Raw genomic sequence first — 15,023 nt, 5'->3', positions numbered from 1 at the left:
TTGATATGACAAAGTTACTCCAGCCCCTTGCCAAACGACTAACCCATTTCAGCGGAAGAATAGCACAGAAATACGAAAGAGGGAGATTTGTGATAGAACCGTTGATTTGTGCTACAAAAAAAACTGATACCTGAGCTTTTCAACAAAGCTACATTGAGCTTTCTAACAAAGAAGTCCCATGATTTTCGAGAGAACTTTGCAGAAACAAAATTCAAGAAAAATGACAAAGGTTTGGTTTATTACAGGTAGCTCAAAAGGTTTAGGCAAAAGCCTTGCTTTAGAAGCACTAACAAACGGTGATAAGGTAGTTGCCACCGCAAGAAATGTTTCACAATTAAATGATTTGATAGAGCAATTCCCGAATCAAGTATTGGCACTTCCGCTGGATGTAAGCAACAAGGCACAGATTGATACTGCTGTTGCTGAAGCAGTATCGCATTTTGGTAGAATTGACGTATTGGTCAATAATGCAGGATTTGGTATTACGGGTGCAGCCGAGGCATTTACCGATGAACAAGTTCGTAGTCAGTTAGAAGTGAACTTATACGCTCCTATCGAAATCACTCGTGTTGTTTTACCTATTATGCGTAAACAACGTTCTGGACGTATCCTTCAAATTAGTTCTATTGGTGGACGTGTTGGCAATCCTGGCTTAACTATGTATCAAGCCGCCAAATTTGGTTTAGCGGGTTTTACCGAAGCACTAAGCAAAGAAGTAACACCTCTGGGCATCAAAGTAACGTCTATTGAACCGGGAGGTTTTCGTACCGACTGGGCAGGTGCATCTATGAGCTTTGCCGAAGATATAGAGGGTTATGAAAGTACTGTAGGTGGTATGAAAGCGTATATTTTCTCAGGAAAATATGTGCCTGTGGGAGACCCTGCCAAAGCCGCTAAAGTAATGTTTGAACTGGCATCACATCCAGAGCCACCTGTGCATTTGGTATTGGGAAGCGAAGCAACGGCTATTTTGAGAAGTGCTGATGAAAACCGAAAAGTAGAGTTTGAAAAATGGCTTGACGTAAGTAACTCTACCGACCACGACGAAGCGGAAAATATCTTTGAAACAGAAGAAGGTAGAAAGTTTTTGAGCAGTAAAGGAATTATTTAAAAAGCATAATTTCCTGTATTACCATTAACGAGCGAGTTGATTCGCTCGTTAATGGTAAACTCAAAGCTTGTGAAAATTGTATTAATACTGAAAACTGATTAATTTGAACCTAATATGAAAGCTGAAAACGAGAATAAAAAACGTGCGAGTATTACCTACTCTTGCTATTACAAACAAAGCAGAGAAGGTGAGCAGTTTGTGCCTGACCATGTATTGAGTTACCAAATTACAGGTACTTCGATTCTCAGCGACGGAAATAGTCAGTATGAATCGGGTGAAGGAACTTTTCGTTTTATCAGACGCAATCAACTTCTAAAATTTAGCAAACATCCTCCTGTTGATGGCGAGTACCAATCATTAAGTATTTTGTTTACACAAGAAACTTTAAAAAGTTTTAGTTTAGCCTACGAAGTACTATCTGAACAAAAGCCACACGATCAGTTTATATTTAGCCTACAAACAAATTCTTTACTCCAAAGTTATGCCAATTCCTTGCTGACTTATCGACAAAGTACCATTTTGGAAAACGCCCAAATGGTTGATATAAAGCTACATGAAGGGATTTTGCTACTATTACAAACCAATCCAGCCTTAAAGGATATTTTGTTTGATTTTAATGACCCACACAAAATTGATTTGGAGTCATTCATGAATAAAAACTATCATTTCAATGTTCACTTAGAACGTTTTGCCTATCTTACAGGCAGAAGTTTAGCGACTTTTAAAAGAGATTTTGAGAAAGTATTTGGTGTTTCGCCGAGGCATTGGTTACAACAAAAACGCCTCAAAGAAGCCTACTATCTTATCCATGAAAAGGGGAAAATAGCCTCAGACATTTACCTCGATTTAGGCTTTGAAGATTTATCACATTTCTCTTTTGCCTTTAAAAAAGCGTATGGAGTTGCCCCAACTAAACTAATATCCTTTCAAGATAAAAGCCTTCATTCTTCAAACTGATGATAGTTTGGGAATGAAGGCTTTTATTGGATTATCAACATGAATTAATTCAATAGGAAGGATATTTACTTAAATTTTAGGGGGTTAGTGAATAAATTGTCATTAAGTTTCCTATTTACTGCAATTCATGAGGTAACTTTTTTCTCAGCGACTCCTGTATCTCTCGAATGGTTCTCTCTCTATCTTCTCTCAAGGCGTTCATAAGTTCATTTTTTATCCCAGGAGGATTATATTTTGAACCCCACAAGCCAATTTCCATCACAACAGGTACTAAATCTATCCCTTTTTCGGTCAGGGTATAAACAAACTTCGACTTTTTATCTTCGGCAACCTGTTTTGTCACAAAACCGTTGTTCTCCAACATACTAAGGCGGTCAGCCAAAATATTCGTAGCAATCTTCTCTTTTGAACTGAGAAAATCCCCATAAGTCGATTTTTCTTCCAACATCATATCACGAATGATGAGTAACGACCACTTATCTCCAAAAAAATCTAATGTATAGCTAAGCGGACAGTCTGAACGCTGTTTTATTTCCTTCATAAAATAAAATAGAAAAATATTTTAAATTCTACTTGCAAAATGCAAGTAGAATACTTTACCTTTATTTTACTTTTAAATTGCAAGTAAATTTATAGAGGATATTTTTAAAAACAAAATTTATGTCTTTAGTAAAATCATTAGAATGGCGATACGCTACCAAGAAGTATGATACTTCTAAACAGTTGAGTGATGAACAATATGAAGATTTGCTTTCATCTGTACAATTAGCCCCTTCGTCTTATGGCTTACAGCCTTACCGTTTTATAACGGTGACCAACCCAACTAAATTAGAGCAAATTAGCAAAGCAGCTTTTGGACAACCGCAAATTTCGACTGCATCTAAAGTGTTGGTGGTAGCTGTGGAGACGAATATCAGTAACGAAACTGTCAAAAATTATATTGACAAAGCAACAATTGCACGCAATACTGACCGTAAAAATCTTGAAGCCAGAGAAGAATTTGTGAATGCTCGTTTAGCCTTGCTATCCTCTGACCAAAAAATTGAATGGGCAGAAAAACAGGCATTTTTAGCGATTGGAATTTTGGTAAGTGCTGCTGCCGAAGCAGGTATTGATGCCTCACCAATGGAAGGGTTTGACCCCAAACAAGTAGATGAAATATTGGGATTAAAGGAGCAACATTTAAAATCTACCTTACTTTTTGCCTTAGGTTTTCGCTCGTCAGAAGACGAATTTGCTACCATTCCCAAAATTCGCAAAACCAAAGAGGAGCTTTTTATAACCATATGATTTAATGCCATGAGTAATTCAAAAATAATTATCCATGCGGAAGTTCCCGTCAAGCCAGAGCATTTTGAAGAAATAAAGGCACTGTCATTAGCCACGTTAAAACCTACATTACAAGAAACTGGGTGTGAAGTATTCTATCAAACAGTAAAAGCGGATGTCCCTAACACGTTGGTATTCTTTGAGGTATTTAGCTCAAAAGAGGCACTTGATCTGCACATGGAAGCAGACTATACAAAGGCCTTTTTTGAAGGATTGAAAGATAAAGTCGCTGGTAAGCCAGTAAGTACAATTCTCAAACAATTATAAATTATTAAAATGAACGTCAGTAGAAAAACAGCACTCGTAACGGGTGCAGGGTCTGGTATTGGCTATGAGATAGCTAAACTATTAAAAGAGCAAGGCAATACGGTGATTATTGCAGGTCGTAATGCTGAAAAAATCACAAAGGCAGGTGAAACTTTAGACGTTACAGCAATAGCCTGTGATGTAACAAAAGAAGCTGATATTGAAGCCCTTGTAACAAAAATATCCGCTGAATTTCCTGAGCTAAGTGTATTGGTTAATAATGCAGGCGTTGCCAATCTTTATAAAGTAGGTGAAAATGCCAATGCTTACCAGAAAGCCAAACAAGAATTTGAGGTGAATTATTTCGGTCCAGTATTACTCACCGAAAAGCTTTTACCAGTGTTGAAAAAACAAGCAGAAGCAGCCATTGTCAACATCACCTCCAATGTTACTTTTCATCCGCTTGTTGTACTACCAACCTATTCGGACACCAAAGCAGCACTACACTCGCATACCGTTGCTTTGAGACATACTTTGGCGAAAGATACCAACATTAAAGTGTATGAGGTAATGCCTTCGTTGGTGAATACGGAAGCAACCAAAGACATGGGTGGAGAAAACGGAATGCACCCAAGCGTTGTGGCTCAGGCAACATTATACGGTATTCAAAACGACCAATTTGAAATCTACGTTGGCGATACAGAAGCTCAACGCAAGGCATATTTTTCCGACCCAATAGCGGCTATTCAATCATTTAATAACGGATTATAAAATCAAAAACAAACTAATAAAATGAATATCAATAACAAAACAGTTTTAATCACAGGTGGTGGTTCTGGCATCGGTTACGAAACCGCTAAATTGTTAAGCCAAAAAGGCAATAAAATTATCATTATTGGTAGAACAGCCGATAAGTTACATCAAGCTGCGGCTTCATTAACCAATACCATCGCTATTCCTTGCGACATTACCAACGAAGTGGACGTTGATAAATTGGTTGCCGAAATAAACACTAATCATCCAGAGTTGAGTGTCTTAATTAATAATGCAGGAAAGGCGTTTGTATATACGCATGCTGAAACGGCGGATGCGGTAAGCAAAGCGAGACAAGAAATGGAAACCAATTATTTTTCATTGGTTAGCCTAACAGAAAAGCTATTACCGCTATTAAAAAAACAGCCAGAAGCGGCTATCGCTAATGTAACCTCTATTGTTGCTCTTTCGCCAGCTGCTGTGATTCCGACTTACTCAGATAGCAAAGCCGCCGTACACTCTTATACGTTATCGTTGCGTCATGCTTTGGCTCAAGATACCAATATCAAAGTATTTGAGCTGATGCCGCCAACAGTAAACACTGAGTTTTCAAAAGAAATTGGAGGCGAAGAACACGGTATGCCAGCAAGTGAAGTTGCGGAAGGCTTAATTCAAGGCATTGAAAATGACCAATATCAAATTGGCGTTGGCATTACAGTTGGATTTCTCAATAACTTCTTCCCAACGGAAGAGCAGGCATTTCAGGCTATTAACCAACGTTAAAATTTTAATTTTTTAATAAATCACTTTGACACTTTTCGATAATGAACACAAAATTAGAAAACGACTTATATCAACTTGACTTTATTCTTGATAAGGCCAAAGAACAAAGCATTGCTTATTTAAAGAACATCTCAAATCGTTCAACATCAAAAGGTGTCAAAGTTGAAATCGCCAATCAATTGGTAGAAAATGGTCTTGGAACATTGGATGCCCTTCAATATTTTAATGAAAAATTTGAAGAGATAATTGTTTCGGCTTCTGGGCCAAGATATTGGGGGTATGTAGTGGGTGGGTCAACGCCCGCTTCTATCGTAGGCGATTGGCTTACTACCATTTACGACCAATGTCCATTTGTGATAGAAGGACATAGCGATACTTCTGCCCAAATTGAACTTGAAACAATCCATTTACTATTAGACCTTTTCAATCTCCCCAATGATTTTATGGGTGGATTTGTTTCGGGTGCTACTGTCTCAAATTTTACAAGTTTGGCCGTGGCAAGACAATGGCTTGGAAAACAGTACGATAAAGATTTTGCCAAAGACGGCATTTCAGAAACTATCAAAATCTTTGCTGCCACGCCACATTCTTCAGTAGTAAAATCTTTGGCCATGTTAGGAATCGGAAGTAACAACTTTACTCGAATAAAAGTGGCAGAAGGCAACCGAGAATCCATAGATATGGAAGATTTGGAGCAACATATTCAACAACTAAATGGTCAACCGTTCATTCTCATTGCCAGTGGTGGCACCGTCAATACGGTAGATTTTGACGACTTCAAGGCGATTGCCGCACTAAAAAAGAAGTATAATTTTTGGTGGCATATTGATGCAGCCTTCGGAGCTTTTGCTGCTTGCTCAGATGAACACAAACATTTAGTAGATGGCTGGGAATTTGCCGATAGCATCACGATAGACTGTCATAAATGGCTGAATGTTCCTTACGACAGTGCTGTGTTTTTTGTCAAAGAGAAATATAAATACTTGCAAGTTGACACTTTCCAAAACTCAAATGCTCCTTATTTAGGAAATCCACTTGAAAACTTCAACTATACCAATTTATTACCCGAAAATTCAAGAAGACTGAGGGCATTACCTGTTTGGTTTTCTTTGATGGCTTACGGTAAAAAAGGCTACAAAGACATCGTTAGCAATAGTATTGCGATGGCAAATCATTTTGGTGAATTTATAGAAAACTCAAATGACTTTACTCTTTTAGCACCTGTTAGGTTAAATACGGTTTGTTTCACACTCCAAAATCAAGCGGATAATGCGACGTCTGTTTTCTTGAAAAAGCTAAATGATACAGGAAAAGTTTTCATGACTCCAACAGTATATAATGGTTCAAAAGGAATCAGAGCCTCTTTTGTTAATTGGCGAACAGCTTTAGAAGACCTTGAATTAGTCAAAAAATTGATGATTGAACTTATTGAGCATTAAAATATCATGGAAAATTCTTTAACAGAAAACCTTATAGCCAACAGATGGTTGCAGTTTTTCATATTACTATCTGCACCCTTACTGACGGTCATAGATGTGTTTATTGTAAATATTTCTATTCCATCTATCAAAACGAGCTTAAATACCACCGATGCACAAGTAGAACTTGTCATCGCTTCGTACCTTTTGGGTTATGCTTCCTTAGTAATTACAGGTGGGAGAGCTGGGGATGTATGGGGCAGAAAAAAAGTATTTATGTGAGGCATGATGGCGTTTATTTTGACTTCATGCGTTTGTGGAATGGCATTAAGCTCAGAAATTTTAATTATTGCTCGATTTTTTCAGGGTATCAGTAGTGCATTTATGTCACCACAGGCACTCTCTTACCTTCAAGTACTTTTTCCTGATGTTAAAGAAAGAACAAAAGCAATCGGTTATTTAGGTATTACTCTCGGTACAGCTTCTACATTAGGACAGTTCTTAGGGGGCTATTTTTCCTCCATAGAAACTTCAATTGAGGGCTGGCGGTTTATCTTTTTTATTAATTTACCCATTGGATTAATCGCTTTTTGGGCTTCGGGCAAATACCTTATCGAAATAAAATTGACAAGTGATAAAAAGTTTGATGTATGGGGTGTAGTATTGATAATCTTGGCACTCTCTACCTTCACTTTTTCGCTCACTGAAGGGCGAGAATTGGGTTGGCCTTGGTGGGTTTTTACGATGTTTATAGTATCGCTGCTTACCTTTTATCTATTCATCAAAGTACAAAGAAGACGAATACTCCTCAATCAAGAACCTCTTATAGATTTAAGTTTGTTCCAGATAAAAAGCTTTTCAGTTGGACTGTTAGCGGCTGTTTTTTATTTTATGATGCACACTTCTTATTTGTTAATCTCTACAATTTTTATCCAAAATGGACTGAAAGTTAATCCTTACGAAACAGGTTTATTTTTTGTTGCTTTCGGCGTATCGTTTATGCTATCCTCTTTTCTTTCGATTAGACTGGTGCAACGGTTTGGCAAACTTCCAGTGCAAGCAGGTATTTTGTTGATGATTCTATGTTTTATCATTCAGGTAAACTTGTTCAATATAAACGTAAGTCCCGCCATACTTTATGTCGTTCTTTTTATGACTGGTTTCGCAGGTGGATTTGTATTACCTTCGTTGATTAACCTTACTCTCAAAGATGTTCCCAAACAATTTGTTGGAGCTGCTTCTGGTGTTTATAATACTTCACAGCAGGCTGCTTCTACGATGGGTATTTGTTTTGTGGGAGGTGTTTTCTTTTATTCTCTTTCGGTAAATAGCGACTTTGTCAAAGCATTTCATATTGGGTTATATGGCGAAATAACCTTGTTGATATTGGTATTTATTATGCTTTCAGCATCACCCAAAAAATTAAGTAATTGAAGCCAAGACAGGTTAATTTTAAATATAAAACAGGAAAATGATGACTAAATAATAATTGGTATCTATTTATTGAAGGCGGTAAATTAGAAAATGAGTTAGACGACAGTGAAAAGAAAGCCTGTTAGAAGATAGGTGACATATCGACTGGCTTAAAAAGCAACAGTGAGGCAATCAATCTTACCATTCCAGTCCATTTTTTTGCACAAGTAGTAGATGTTTCAATCTATTACCTGTGCATTTTTATTTATACTATCATCTACCCTATAATTTTATCCCTGTGTTTCATTCCCCATTCTCTTAATGCAGCAATGACATTAAAAAGGGACTGCCCGTGCTCGGTGGCAGCATACTCAACAGTTGGTGGAAATGTGTCGTAAACTGTACGAGTTTACAGGTGCATCAAAAGGAATTGGTGCTGCAATTGCAAAAGCATTTGCCCAAGAAGGTTCAAAAGTTGTTGTAAATTATGCTTCAAGCAAAGAAGCTGCGGATAAAGTAGTGAAATCCATACTTGATAACGGAGGTATAGCAATTGCAATACAAGGAGATGTATCGGTAGAAGCTGATATAATCAGACTTTTTGAAGAAACTAAAAAGGCTTTCGGCACATTGGATATTTTGGTTAACAATGCAGCTTATCAAGGTTTTGCCTCTATAGAACAGGTCACGGTAGAAAGTTTTCATCAACACTTTAACGTAAATGTTTTGGGTGCAATACTCACAATTCAAGCATCTTTGAAACTATTCGGTGATAAAGGCGGTAATATCATTAATATCAGTTCAGGAGCAAGTAAAATGCCTCTTCCAGCGGCTTCGTTATATTCTTCAACCAAAGCGGCATTAGATGCTATAACGATAGCATTGTCAAAAGAATTAGGGGTAAAAAATATTCGTATCAATTCTATTTTACCAGGGGCTACAGAAACAGAAGGTGCAACTAACGCTGGTGTTACCAAAGGCAGCGAGTACGAAACATTATTTATTTCAAAGACACCACTTGGTCGTAGAGGACAGCCCGAGGATATTGCCAAAGCAGCAGTTTTTCTCGCTTCCGACGAGGCATCTTGGATTACAGGAGAACAAATCTCAGTTTCTGGAGGTATGTATGGGTTTTAAAATCATTAGGTGAAAAATCAGAAAGCCTAAGTAAATGCTTAGGCTTTTTAAAAATTAAAATATGACAACTCAAGTAGAAGATTTAGTAAAAAAAGCATATGCTGCCTTTAATTCAAGAGATATTGATACGGCACTTGCTACATTTCACCCAAGTGTAGAATGGCCAAAAGCCTTTGAAGGAGGCTATGTTAGTGGACATGATGAAATCAGAAAATATTGGACAAGACAATGGGCTGAAATTAACCCAAATGTTGAACCTATTGATATTTCTTTAAAAAAGGATGGAACTTTACAAGTTGAAGTAAGCCAAATAGTAAAAGACTTAAACGGAAATATAATTTTTGATGGGAATGTAAAGCACAACTATACTTTGCAAGACGGTTTGTTAAGAAAAATGGATATTGAAGTAGGTTAACAAAACACCCACCTCCTTTACGAAAATTGAATAGAAAGACGAACTTTGGAATATAGAGATGGTTACAAAATTGAATTAGAGGTGATTATTTCAATAACAAAATTTACAGTAAAAACTAATATCTATTCAAGACAACAGCCTTCATTCCCCGAACTGATAACAGATTGAGGAATGAAGGCTCTCGCATTACTATGCAATTGATTCAATCGTAGGGAAGTCCACAGGAATTTTCGTGTTGGCATATACGTAATTAGTAAAAGTTCTTAAAGTAGCCAATCCGATAAGCTCAATAAGGGCTTTTTCGTCGTAGCCTACTTCAAAAAATTGTTCCAAAGCTTCTTCGCTGGCAGTTCCTTTATTATTGGCAATAGATGCGGCCAAAGAAATGATAGCATTTAGTTTTGAGTCGCTTACTATACCTTTTCTGATAGCAAGGGTATCTTCTTTGCTAAAACCTTTCAACTGAGCCAGCATTGTATGTGCTGACAAACAGTAATCACAATTGTTTACTTGCGAAACTATCAGGTTAACGGCTTCTTTTTCTTTTCCCGTAAAAGAGGAATCCTGAGAAAGTGTAGCTTCAAAATCAAGCATTCCTTTGAGGGCTTGACCCGAATACCCGATGGTTGCATATAAATTGGGGACTTTGCCCATTTTTTTCTGTACCTGTGCTAAAATTGATTGAGATAAGGTACTTAATGCCTCAGTGGCAGGAACTTGAATCGTTTTCATGTGAGTTTAATTTAAAAATTTTGACTGTGATGATGAAGTGTAACTGTTGATAAATACCTACCCGTGAGCTTCTACCGAAACATCATTCCACTCTTTCCAAGTTTGAAGTTTCTCGGCATACACTCGTTGAGTTTTCTGATAACCCACTTTTCCAAGGAAAAGGCGTAATGGAGGATTTTGGCTATCAATCAATTTTAAAATAGCAGGAACTGTGGCTTCTGGTTTGCCGTAATCTTCTGGTAATAAGCCTTCCGTAGTGGCTAATCCAGCTTTCACCGAATTATAAGCTTCGATAGCTTTACTCTGAACGGCCGAACTTCCACCAAAATCAGTTGCATAACCGTTTGGCTCTATCAAGGTTACATGAATACCCAAGTCTTTTACTTCATCGGCCAACGATTCGGTGAGACCTTCTACTGCAAATTTGGTTGCATTATAAATCCCCAAAGTTGGCAAAGTCCAAACACCTAATACACTCGAAAGCTGAATGATATGCCCGTGTCCTTGTTCTCTGAAAATGGGTAAAGCTGCCTGAGTAACCCAAAGAGTACCAAAGACATTGGTATTAAAAACGTCTTTTACATCATCTTCTGCTACTTCTTCGATTGCTCCAAATACACCGTAACCAGCATTGTTAATGACCACATCTAATCCGCCGAAATGTGTTTTAGCTTTATTTACTGCTTCGATGCTGGCATTTCTGTCTGTAATATCTAATGCAATCGGTAAAAATTGTTCTCCGTATTGCTCTACCAAGTATTGCAATCCGCTGATATTGCGTGAAGTTGCGGCTACTTTGTCGCCACGTTTCAAAAATGCTTCTGTCCAAAGTTTACCAAATCCTCTTGATGCCCCTGTAATAAAAATTGTCTTGCTCATGATGTTGTTCGTTTTTTGTTTATTTTGATATGACAAAGTTAATCAGCCCCCTTAGCTGACGACTAACCCATTTCAGCGGAAGAATAGCACAGAAATACGAAAGCGAAAGAGTAATTACAAAAAACTCCATTTCCTTCAAAATTTATTATCTTGTAGACTCATTTCTTATCTCTACTTACAACAGCCATGGATAAACTGACCCATTACAGAAGCGTTTCGGAATTACACGAAAAAAGTGGCTATCCGCCTCCTGCCAATCCTTTAATCAGTCTGATGACTTGTAAAGAGCTGATGAGTTATTCATTAGGCGAATCAAGATTTACAGGGGATTTTTATATGATTGCCCTGAAAAAAATTAAATCAGGGTATGTTTTGTATGGCAAAACCAAGTACGACCATGAGAATGGTTCAATGGTTTTTATGAAACCACGTCAAATTATTGAAGTAAGTAATGTACAATTTGCCGAAAAAGGTTTTGTGATTTTTGTGCATGAAGATTATCTATCGGGGCATACGCTTCACAACCTCATAAAGCAGTATGGTTATTTTGAATATGAAATCAATGAAGCCTTACATATTTCGCCTGCCGAAGAAAAGATTATGTGGGAGCTTTATGATAAAATCAGAACCGAATACGACCAAAATCAGGATGAATTTAGTCAAGAAATCATCCTTTCTCATATCGATTCCATGCTAAAATACTCGGATAGATTCTATAAAAGACAGTTTATCGACCGTAGTAGTAACGTATCTGGCACCACCGTCAAGAAGTTTCAAGATATCCTCAATACTTATTTTCAGAAAGGCTTTCATAAAGATAGCGGACTCCCTACCGTCAATTACCTTGCTAATGAGCTGTTTCTCTCCACAAGATATTTGAGTGATGTATTAAAGCAAGAAACTGGTATGACAGCACTCGAACATATTCATATTTACTTGATTAAAGAGGCGAAAAATCTTTTATTAAGTGCTAACGCAAATATTTCACAAATTGCCTACGAACTAGGCTTTGAAAGTCCCTCCTATTTTACAAGATTGTTTAAAAAAGTAGTTGGACAGACACCTGGTCAGTACAAAGAGCATCATATTGCAGTAGCCAAATAAATCCCTTGTTATATCAAATTATAAAGATTTTGCATTTCTTAAAAGTATATCTGAGCGCAGCATTACCGTATAGAAAACAAAAAACTCGACAGAAATATTCCGTCGAGTTTTTTGTTTTCTATAATCTACGCTTAGTTTTTTACCCTTCAAATAACATAGATTGGATTCAAAGTGTATTTCGAGCTTTTTACCAAAAGTGAAACTTCTGCTTACATCGCTTTTGTGCTGAGTTGAACGTTTACTGTTTGGCAAACTTTTCAAGTTCGGTATTGAATTTTTCTGACTCTTCTACGAATAAGGCGTGGCCACTGTTCTCGAAGCGAATGATAAGGGAGTTTTTAATGCCTTTATTCAACTCATTGGCAAGTTCAAATGAACATAATTTGTCTTGTGTTCCATGAAAAATCGCCACTGGAATGCTGATTTTAGATAGTTGTGGACGTAAATCAAGGTTTAAAAGGGCTTTTATTGACTCCGTGATGGCATAAGGTGAAGCTTCTAAATTGATGTTTTCTAACCATTTTTCTACATTTTTAGAAATATTTCCTTCTTTGGCAGGAAATGCAGCGCCAAAGCCTGCAATTAAATCTTGTCTAGCGGTCATCGTTTGTAAAACCAACCCGTTGCCATCAGCTTCCGAAATTCCAAACGGGGCACCGTCTCTTTTTCTCCAAGAAGGAGCAGCTGCACCAAATAGTGCCAATTTGCTAATATGAGCCGCATTATACTTGGTTACATAGTGAATAACGACCGCACCACCCATCGAAAAACCGCCCAAAACCGCATTTTCTATTTTTAGCTTTTCTAAAACTACTTTAATATCGTCCGAAAAAACATCGAAATCATAACGTCCATACGGTTTGTCTGACTTTCCGAAACCACGAAGTGTAATGCCAATTACTCGGAAGCCTTTACGACTCAAATATTGGTATTGATATTCATACATTGCATCGCTCAGTGGCCATCCATGAATTAATACAATTGGTTGACCTTCGCCTAGGTCGGTTACATGAAGTTTTACGTTTTTTTCTACTTCAATGTATTCTAATCTGCCTGCCGAAGCGGGTTTTCTATTGTTTTGTGCCGAAACGACATGAGTAAATAGAGAAACTAAAATTGCTATTGCTAAAATTGACTTTTTCATTGTATGTGGTATTTAAGAGTTTGAGGTATTGATTGGATAATTATTGATTAATGAATGTTAAAATATCGTTATTAATGGTTTCGGCCTCGGTTGTTGGCATACCGTGAGAGAAACCTGGATATAAAATAAGTGTACCATTTTGTAGCAATTCGTGTGCTTTTACCGCCGTGGTAGCATAAGGGACAATCTGGTCGTCTTCACCGTGCAATACCAACACTGGAATGCTTACGCTTTTTAAATCTTCGGTAAAATCGGTTTCAGAAAATACTTTCACACAATCATACTGAGCCTTAATGCCACCCATCATGCCTTGTCTCCACCAGTTATCTTGTATCCCTTTTTTTACATTGGCACCTTCTCGGTTATATCCAAAAAACGGAATGGTAATATCTTGGTAAAACTGAGCTCTGTTGTGCTGTGTATTGTAACGGATGTCGTCAAAAACTGCTAATGGCACTCCATCTGGATTTCTTTCATCAGCAATCATATATGGCGTGATGGCACTAATTAAAACCACTTTGGCTACCCTGTCTTTGCCGTATTTTGCGGCATATCTGATGGCTTCACCACCGCCTGTTGAGTGCCCAACGTGTATGGCATTTTTGAGATCGAGATGGGCGGTAAGTTCGGCTACATCGGCTGCATACGTATCCATGTCGTTGCCTTGGTAAGTTTGAGTAGAGCGACCATGTCCACGGCGGTCGTGTGCAATTACTCTAAATCCTTTTTCTAGGAAAAACATCATTTGAGCATCCCAATCGTCTGATGATAACGGCCATCCGTGGTGGAAGAAAATGGGTTGGCCTTGGCCTAAATCTTTGTAGTAAATTTCTGTTCCGTCTTTAACTGTTAACTTGTTCATTTTTTTTATAATTAAATTGTTTATGATTAATTTGATGATACAAAATTGGAGCTATTTTTTGGGGGTATCAATGGACGCATTTCGCTTTGAATTGCACTTTTTCCCCGAGTGATTTATTTCAAAAGCGTTCTTAAAATCCAAGCCATTTTTTCATGTTCTTGCAAAAGGCCCGTGATAAAATCGCTACTGCCAAAGTCTTTGTAGGAATCGGCAAAAAGGCTGATATTACTTCTTAATTGAAGGATAATTGTTTCGTGGGCTGATAGTAAATCCTTGATAAATTCGGTGCTGTTGTTGATAGTCAAATTTGTTTCTTGCAAACTTGTCAATTCAAGAAATGCTTTTAAGCTGGCTGGTGCAGCAAAGCCCAAGGTTCTGATTCTTTCGGCAACAGAGTCAATTGTGGAAGCTAATTGATTGGCTTGATTGTCGAATAATTGATGTTTATCGTAAAAGTCAAGTCCTTCTACATTCCAATGAGCATTTTTTGTTTTGGTAAAAAGTACATACTCATTGGCCAATAATTTTGATAGCTCATCGGCTACCTTTTTACGATTATTTTCTGCTATTCCAATATTCATTTTCGTCTTGGTTATTTTGATAATGCAAAGTTCCGCCAAATAGCCAAGCCACTCAATGGACGTATTTCGCCATGAATTGCACTTTTTTCCTAAATCATCGAAATTGAAAATTTAGACACAAAAAAAGCATGAACTAAGGTTCATGCTTGGTATATTATA

16 protein-coding genes and 2 pseudogenes are annotated in these 15,023 nt (G+C 37.4%); 11 read left to right on the top strand and 7 right to left on the bottom strand.

Going from position 1 to position 15,023, the window contains the following annotated elements; genetic code table 11:
• Positions 1 to 220 precede the first annotated feature (220 nt).
• Positions 221 to 1,111, top strand: a complete 891-nt coding sequence (locus QM524_RS16985) for an oxidoreductase (RefSeq protein ID WP_283345483.1) — start codon at positions 221 to 223, stop codon at positions 1,109 to 1,111.
• A 114-nt stretch (positions 1,112 to 1,225) separates the two neighbouring features.
• Entirely contained in the window at positions 1,226 to 2,068 is an 843-nt protein-coding gene (locus tag QM524_RS16980; protein ID WP_283345482.1) for a helix-turn-helix domain-containing protein, read from the top strand.
• A gap of 115 nt (positions 2,069 to 2,183) precedes the next feature.
• Here the strand turns inward: QM524_RS16980 and QM524_RS16975 are convergent, their stop codons facing one another.
• Positions 2,184 to 2,609 (bottom strand): winged helix-turn-helix transcriptional regulator, encoded by a 426-nt coding sequence (locus tag QM524_RS16975; RefSeq protein WP_283345481.1) that lies wholly within the window; start codon positions 2,607 to 2,609, stop codon positions 2,184 to 2,186.
• A gap of 119 nt (positions 2,610 to 2,728) precedes the next feature.
• Here QM524_RS16975 and QM524_RS16970 point away from each other — a divergent pair, with 119 nt between their 5' ends.
• From QM524_RS16970 to QM524_RS26025, 6 genes and pseudogenes are all read left to right on the top strand, one after another.
• Positions 2,729 to 3,358 (top strand): NAD(P)H-dependent oxidoreductase, encoded by a 630-nt coding sequence (locus tag QM524_RS16970; RefSeq protein ID WP_283345480.1) that lies wholly within the window; start codon positions 2,729 to 2,731, stop codon positions 3,356 to 3,358.
• Positions 3,359 to 3,367: 9 nt separating this feature from the next.
• Positions 3,368 to 3,664: a putative quinol monooxygenase gene (locus QM524_RS16965; protein WP_283345479.1), complete on the top strand. Its 297-nt coding sequence runs from the start codon at positions 3,368 to 3,370 to the stop codon at positions 3,662 to 3,664.
• Positions 3,665 to 3,673: 9 nt separating this feature from the next.
• Complete coding sequence (locus QM524_RS16960) at positions 3,674 to 4,414, top strand: SDR family oxidoreductase (RefSeq protein ID WP_283345478.1); 741 nt, start codon at positions 3,674 to 3,676, stop codon at positions 4,412 to 4,414.
• A 21-nt stretch (positions 4,415 to 4,435) separates the two neighbouring features.
• Positions 4,436 to 5,179 carry an SDR family oxidoreductase gene (locus tag QM524_RS16955; protein WP_283345477.1) on the top strand — a complete coding sequence of 248 codons (744 nt, stop codon included), beginning with the start codon at positions 4,436 to 4,438 and terminating at the stop codon, positions 5,177 to 5,179.
• 41 nt (positions 5,180 to 5,220) lie between these two features.
• Positions 5,221 to 6,618: a pyridoxal phosphate-dependent decarboxylase family protein gene (locus tag QM524_RS16950; protein ID WP_283345476.1), complete on the top strand. Its 1,398-nt coding sequence runs from the start codon at positions 5,221 to 5,223 to the stop codon at positions 6,616 to 6,618.
• A gap of 6 nt (positions 6,619 to 6,624) precedes the next feature.
• Positions 6,625 to 8,031 (top strand): annotated as a pseudogene (locus QM524_RS26025) (MFS transporter).
• 256 nt (positions 8,032 to 8,287) lie between these two features.
• Here QM524_RS26025 and QM524_RS16935 read toward each other — a convergent pair.
• Positions 8,288 to 8,362 (bottom strand): annotated as a pseudogene (locus tag QM524_RS16935) (hypothetical protein); the annotation flags it as partial.
• A 35-nt stretch (positions 8,363 to 8,397) separates the two neighbouring features.
• On the opposite strand from QM524_RS16935, the gene QM524_RS16930 reads away from it, so the two are divergent.
• Complete coding sequence (locus QM524_RS16930; RefSeq protein ID WP_283345475.1) at positions 8,398 to 9,147, top strand: SDR family NAD(P)-dependent oxidoreductase; 750 nt, start codon at positions 8,398 to 8,400, stop codon at positions 9,145 to 9,147.
• A 61-nt stretch (positions 9,148 to 9,208) separates the two neighbouring features.
• A complete protein-coding gene (locus QM524_RS16925; RefSeq protein ID WP_283345474.1) occupies positions 9,209 to 9,562 on the top strand; it encodes a nuclear transport factor 2 family protein in 354 nt (117 codons plus the stop codon).
• Positions 9,563 to 9,751: 189 nt separating this feature from the next.
• On the opposite strand, the gene QM524_RS16920 is transcribed toward QM524_RS16925, so the two are convergent.
• The gene (locus tag QM524_RS16920; protein WP_283345473.1) at positions 9,752 to 10,294 is read right to left on the bottom strand and encodes a carboxymuconolactone decarboxylase family protein; all 543 of its coding nucleotides are present in this window, start codon (positions 10,292 to 10,294) and stop codon (positions 9,752 to 9,754) included.
• A 57-nt stretch (positions 10,295 to 10,351) separates the two neighbouring features.
• On the bottom strand, positions 10,352 to 11,173 hold the full coding sequence (locus tag QM524_RS16915; protein WP_283345472.1) for an SDR family NAD(P)-dependent oxidoreductase: 822 nt from the start codon (positions 11,171 to 11,173) through the stop codon (positions 10,352 to 10,354).
• Between the two features lie 186 nt (positions 11,174 to 11,359).
• On the opposite strand from QM524_RS16915, the gene QM524_RS16910 reads away from it, so the two are divergent.
• Positions 11,360 to 12,277 (top strand): helix-turn-helix domain-containing protein, encoded by a 918-nt coding sequence (locus QM524_RS16910; RefSeq protein WP_283345471.1) that lies wholly within the window; start codon positions 11,360 to 11,362, stop codon positions 12,275 to 12,277.
• A 238-nt stretch (positions 12,278 to 12,515) separates the two neighbouring features.
• Here the strand turns inward: QM524_RS16910 and QM524_RS16905 are convergent, their stop codons facing one another.
• From QM524_RS16905 to QM524_RS16895, 3 genes are all read right to left on the bottom strand, one after another.
• Positions 12,516 to 13,421 carry an alpha/beta fold hydrolase gene (locus tag QM524_RS16905; RefSeq protein ID WP_283345470.1) on the bottom strand — a complete coding sequence of 302 codons (906 nt, stop codon included), beginning with the start codon at positions 13,419 to 13,421 and terminating at the stop codon, positions 12,516 to 12,518.
• A gap of 40 nt (positions 13,422 to 13,461) precedes the next feature.
• Complete coding sequence (locus QM524_RS16900) at positions 13,462 to 14,283, bottom strand: alpha/beta fold hydrolase (RefSeq protein WP_283345469.1); 822 nt, start codon at positions 14,281 to 14,283, stop codon at positions 13,462 to 13,464.
• Positions 14,284 to 14,396: 113 nt separating this feature from the next.
• Positions 14,397 to 14,864 carry a Dps family protein gene (locus tag QM524_RS16895; protein WP_283345468.1) on the bottom strand — a complete coding sequence of 156 codons (468 nt, stop codon included), beginning with the start codon at positions 14,862 to 14,864 and terminating at the stop codon, positions 14,397 to 14,399.
• Positions 14,865 to 15,023 lie beyond the last annotated feature (159 nt).

It is taken from the genome of Flectobacillus roseus (assembly GCF_030056595.1).
GTDB classification, from domain to species: domain Bacteria; phylum Bacteroidota; class Bacteroidia; order Cytophagales; family Spirosomataceae; genus Flectobacillus; species Flectobacillus roseus.
Note: the sequence above shows the minus strand (reverse complement) of the source record. Positions and strands in the feature narration are given on the sequence as shown.

Bases quoted from the DNA above. Each gene is read 5' to 3' on its own strand.
- QM524_RS16985 (WP_283345483.1), top strand. From the start codon at position 221: ATGACAAAGGTTTGGTTTATTACAGGTAGCTCAAAAGGTTTAGGCAAA.
- QM524_RS16980 (WP_283345482.1), top strand. From the start codon at position 1,226: ATGAAAGCTGAAAACGAGAATAAAAAACGTGCGAGTATTACCTACTCT.
- QM524_RS16975 (WP_283345481.1), bottom strand. From the start codon at position 2,609: ATGAAGGAAATAAAACAGCGTTCAGACTGTCCGCTTAGCTATACATTA.
- QM524_RS16970 (WP_283345480.1), top strand. From the start codon at position 2,729: ATGTCTTTAGTAAAATCATTAGAATGGCGATACGCTACCAAGAAGTAT.
- QM524_RS16965 (WP_283345479.1), top strand. From the start codon at position 3,368: ATGAGTAATTCAAAAATAATTATCCATGCGGAAGTTCCCGTCAAGCCA.
- QM524_RS16960 (WP_283345478.1), top strand. From the start codon at position 3,674: ATGAACGTCAGTAGAAAAACAGCACTCGTAACGGGTGCAGGGTCTGGT.
- QM524_RS16955 (WP_283345477.1), top strand. From the start codon at position 4,436: ATGAATATCAATAACAAAACAGTTTTAATCACAGGTGGTGGTTCTGGC.
- QM524_RS16950 (WP_283345476.1), top strand. From the start codon at position 5,221: ATGAACACAAAATTAGAAAACGACTTATATCAACTTGACTTTATTCTT.
- QM524_RS16930 (WP_283345475.1), top strand. From the start codon at position 8,398: ATGTGTCGTAAACTGTACGAGTTTACAGGTGCATCAAAAGGAATTGGT.
- QM524_RS16925 (WP_283345474.1), top strand. From the start codon at position 9,209: ATGACAACTCAAGTAGAAGATTTAGTAAAAAAAGCATATGCTGCCTTT.
- QM524_RS16920 (WP_283345473.1), bottom strand. From the start codon at position 10,294: ATGAAAACGATTCAAGTTCCTGCCACTGAGGCATTAAGTACCTTATCT.
- QM524_RS16915 (WP_283345472.1), bottom strand. From the start codon at position 11,173: ATGAGCAAGACAATTTTTATTACAGGGGCATCAAGAGGATTTGGTAAA.
- QM524_RS16910 (WP_283345471.1), top strand. From the start codon at position 11,360: ATGGATAAACTGACCCATTACAGAAGCGTTTCGGAATTACACGAAAAA.
- QM524_RS16905 (WP_283345470.1), bottom strand. From the start codon at position 13,421: ATGAAAAAGTCAATTTTAGCAATAGCAATTTTAGTTTCTCTATTTACT.
- QM524_RS16900 (WP_283345469.1), bottom strand. From the start codon at position 14,283: ATGAACAAGTTAACAGTTAAAGACGGAACAGAAATTTACTACAAAGAT.
- QM524_RS16895 (WP_283345468.1), bottom strand. From the start codon at position 14,864: ATGAATATTGGAATAGCAGAAAATAATCGTAAAAAGGTAGCCGATGAG.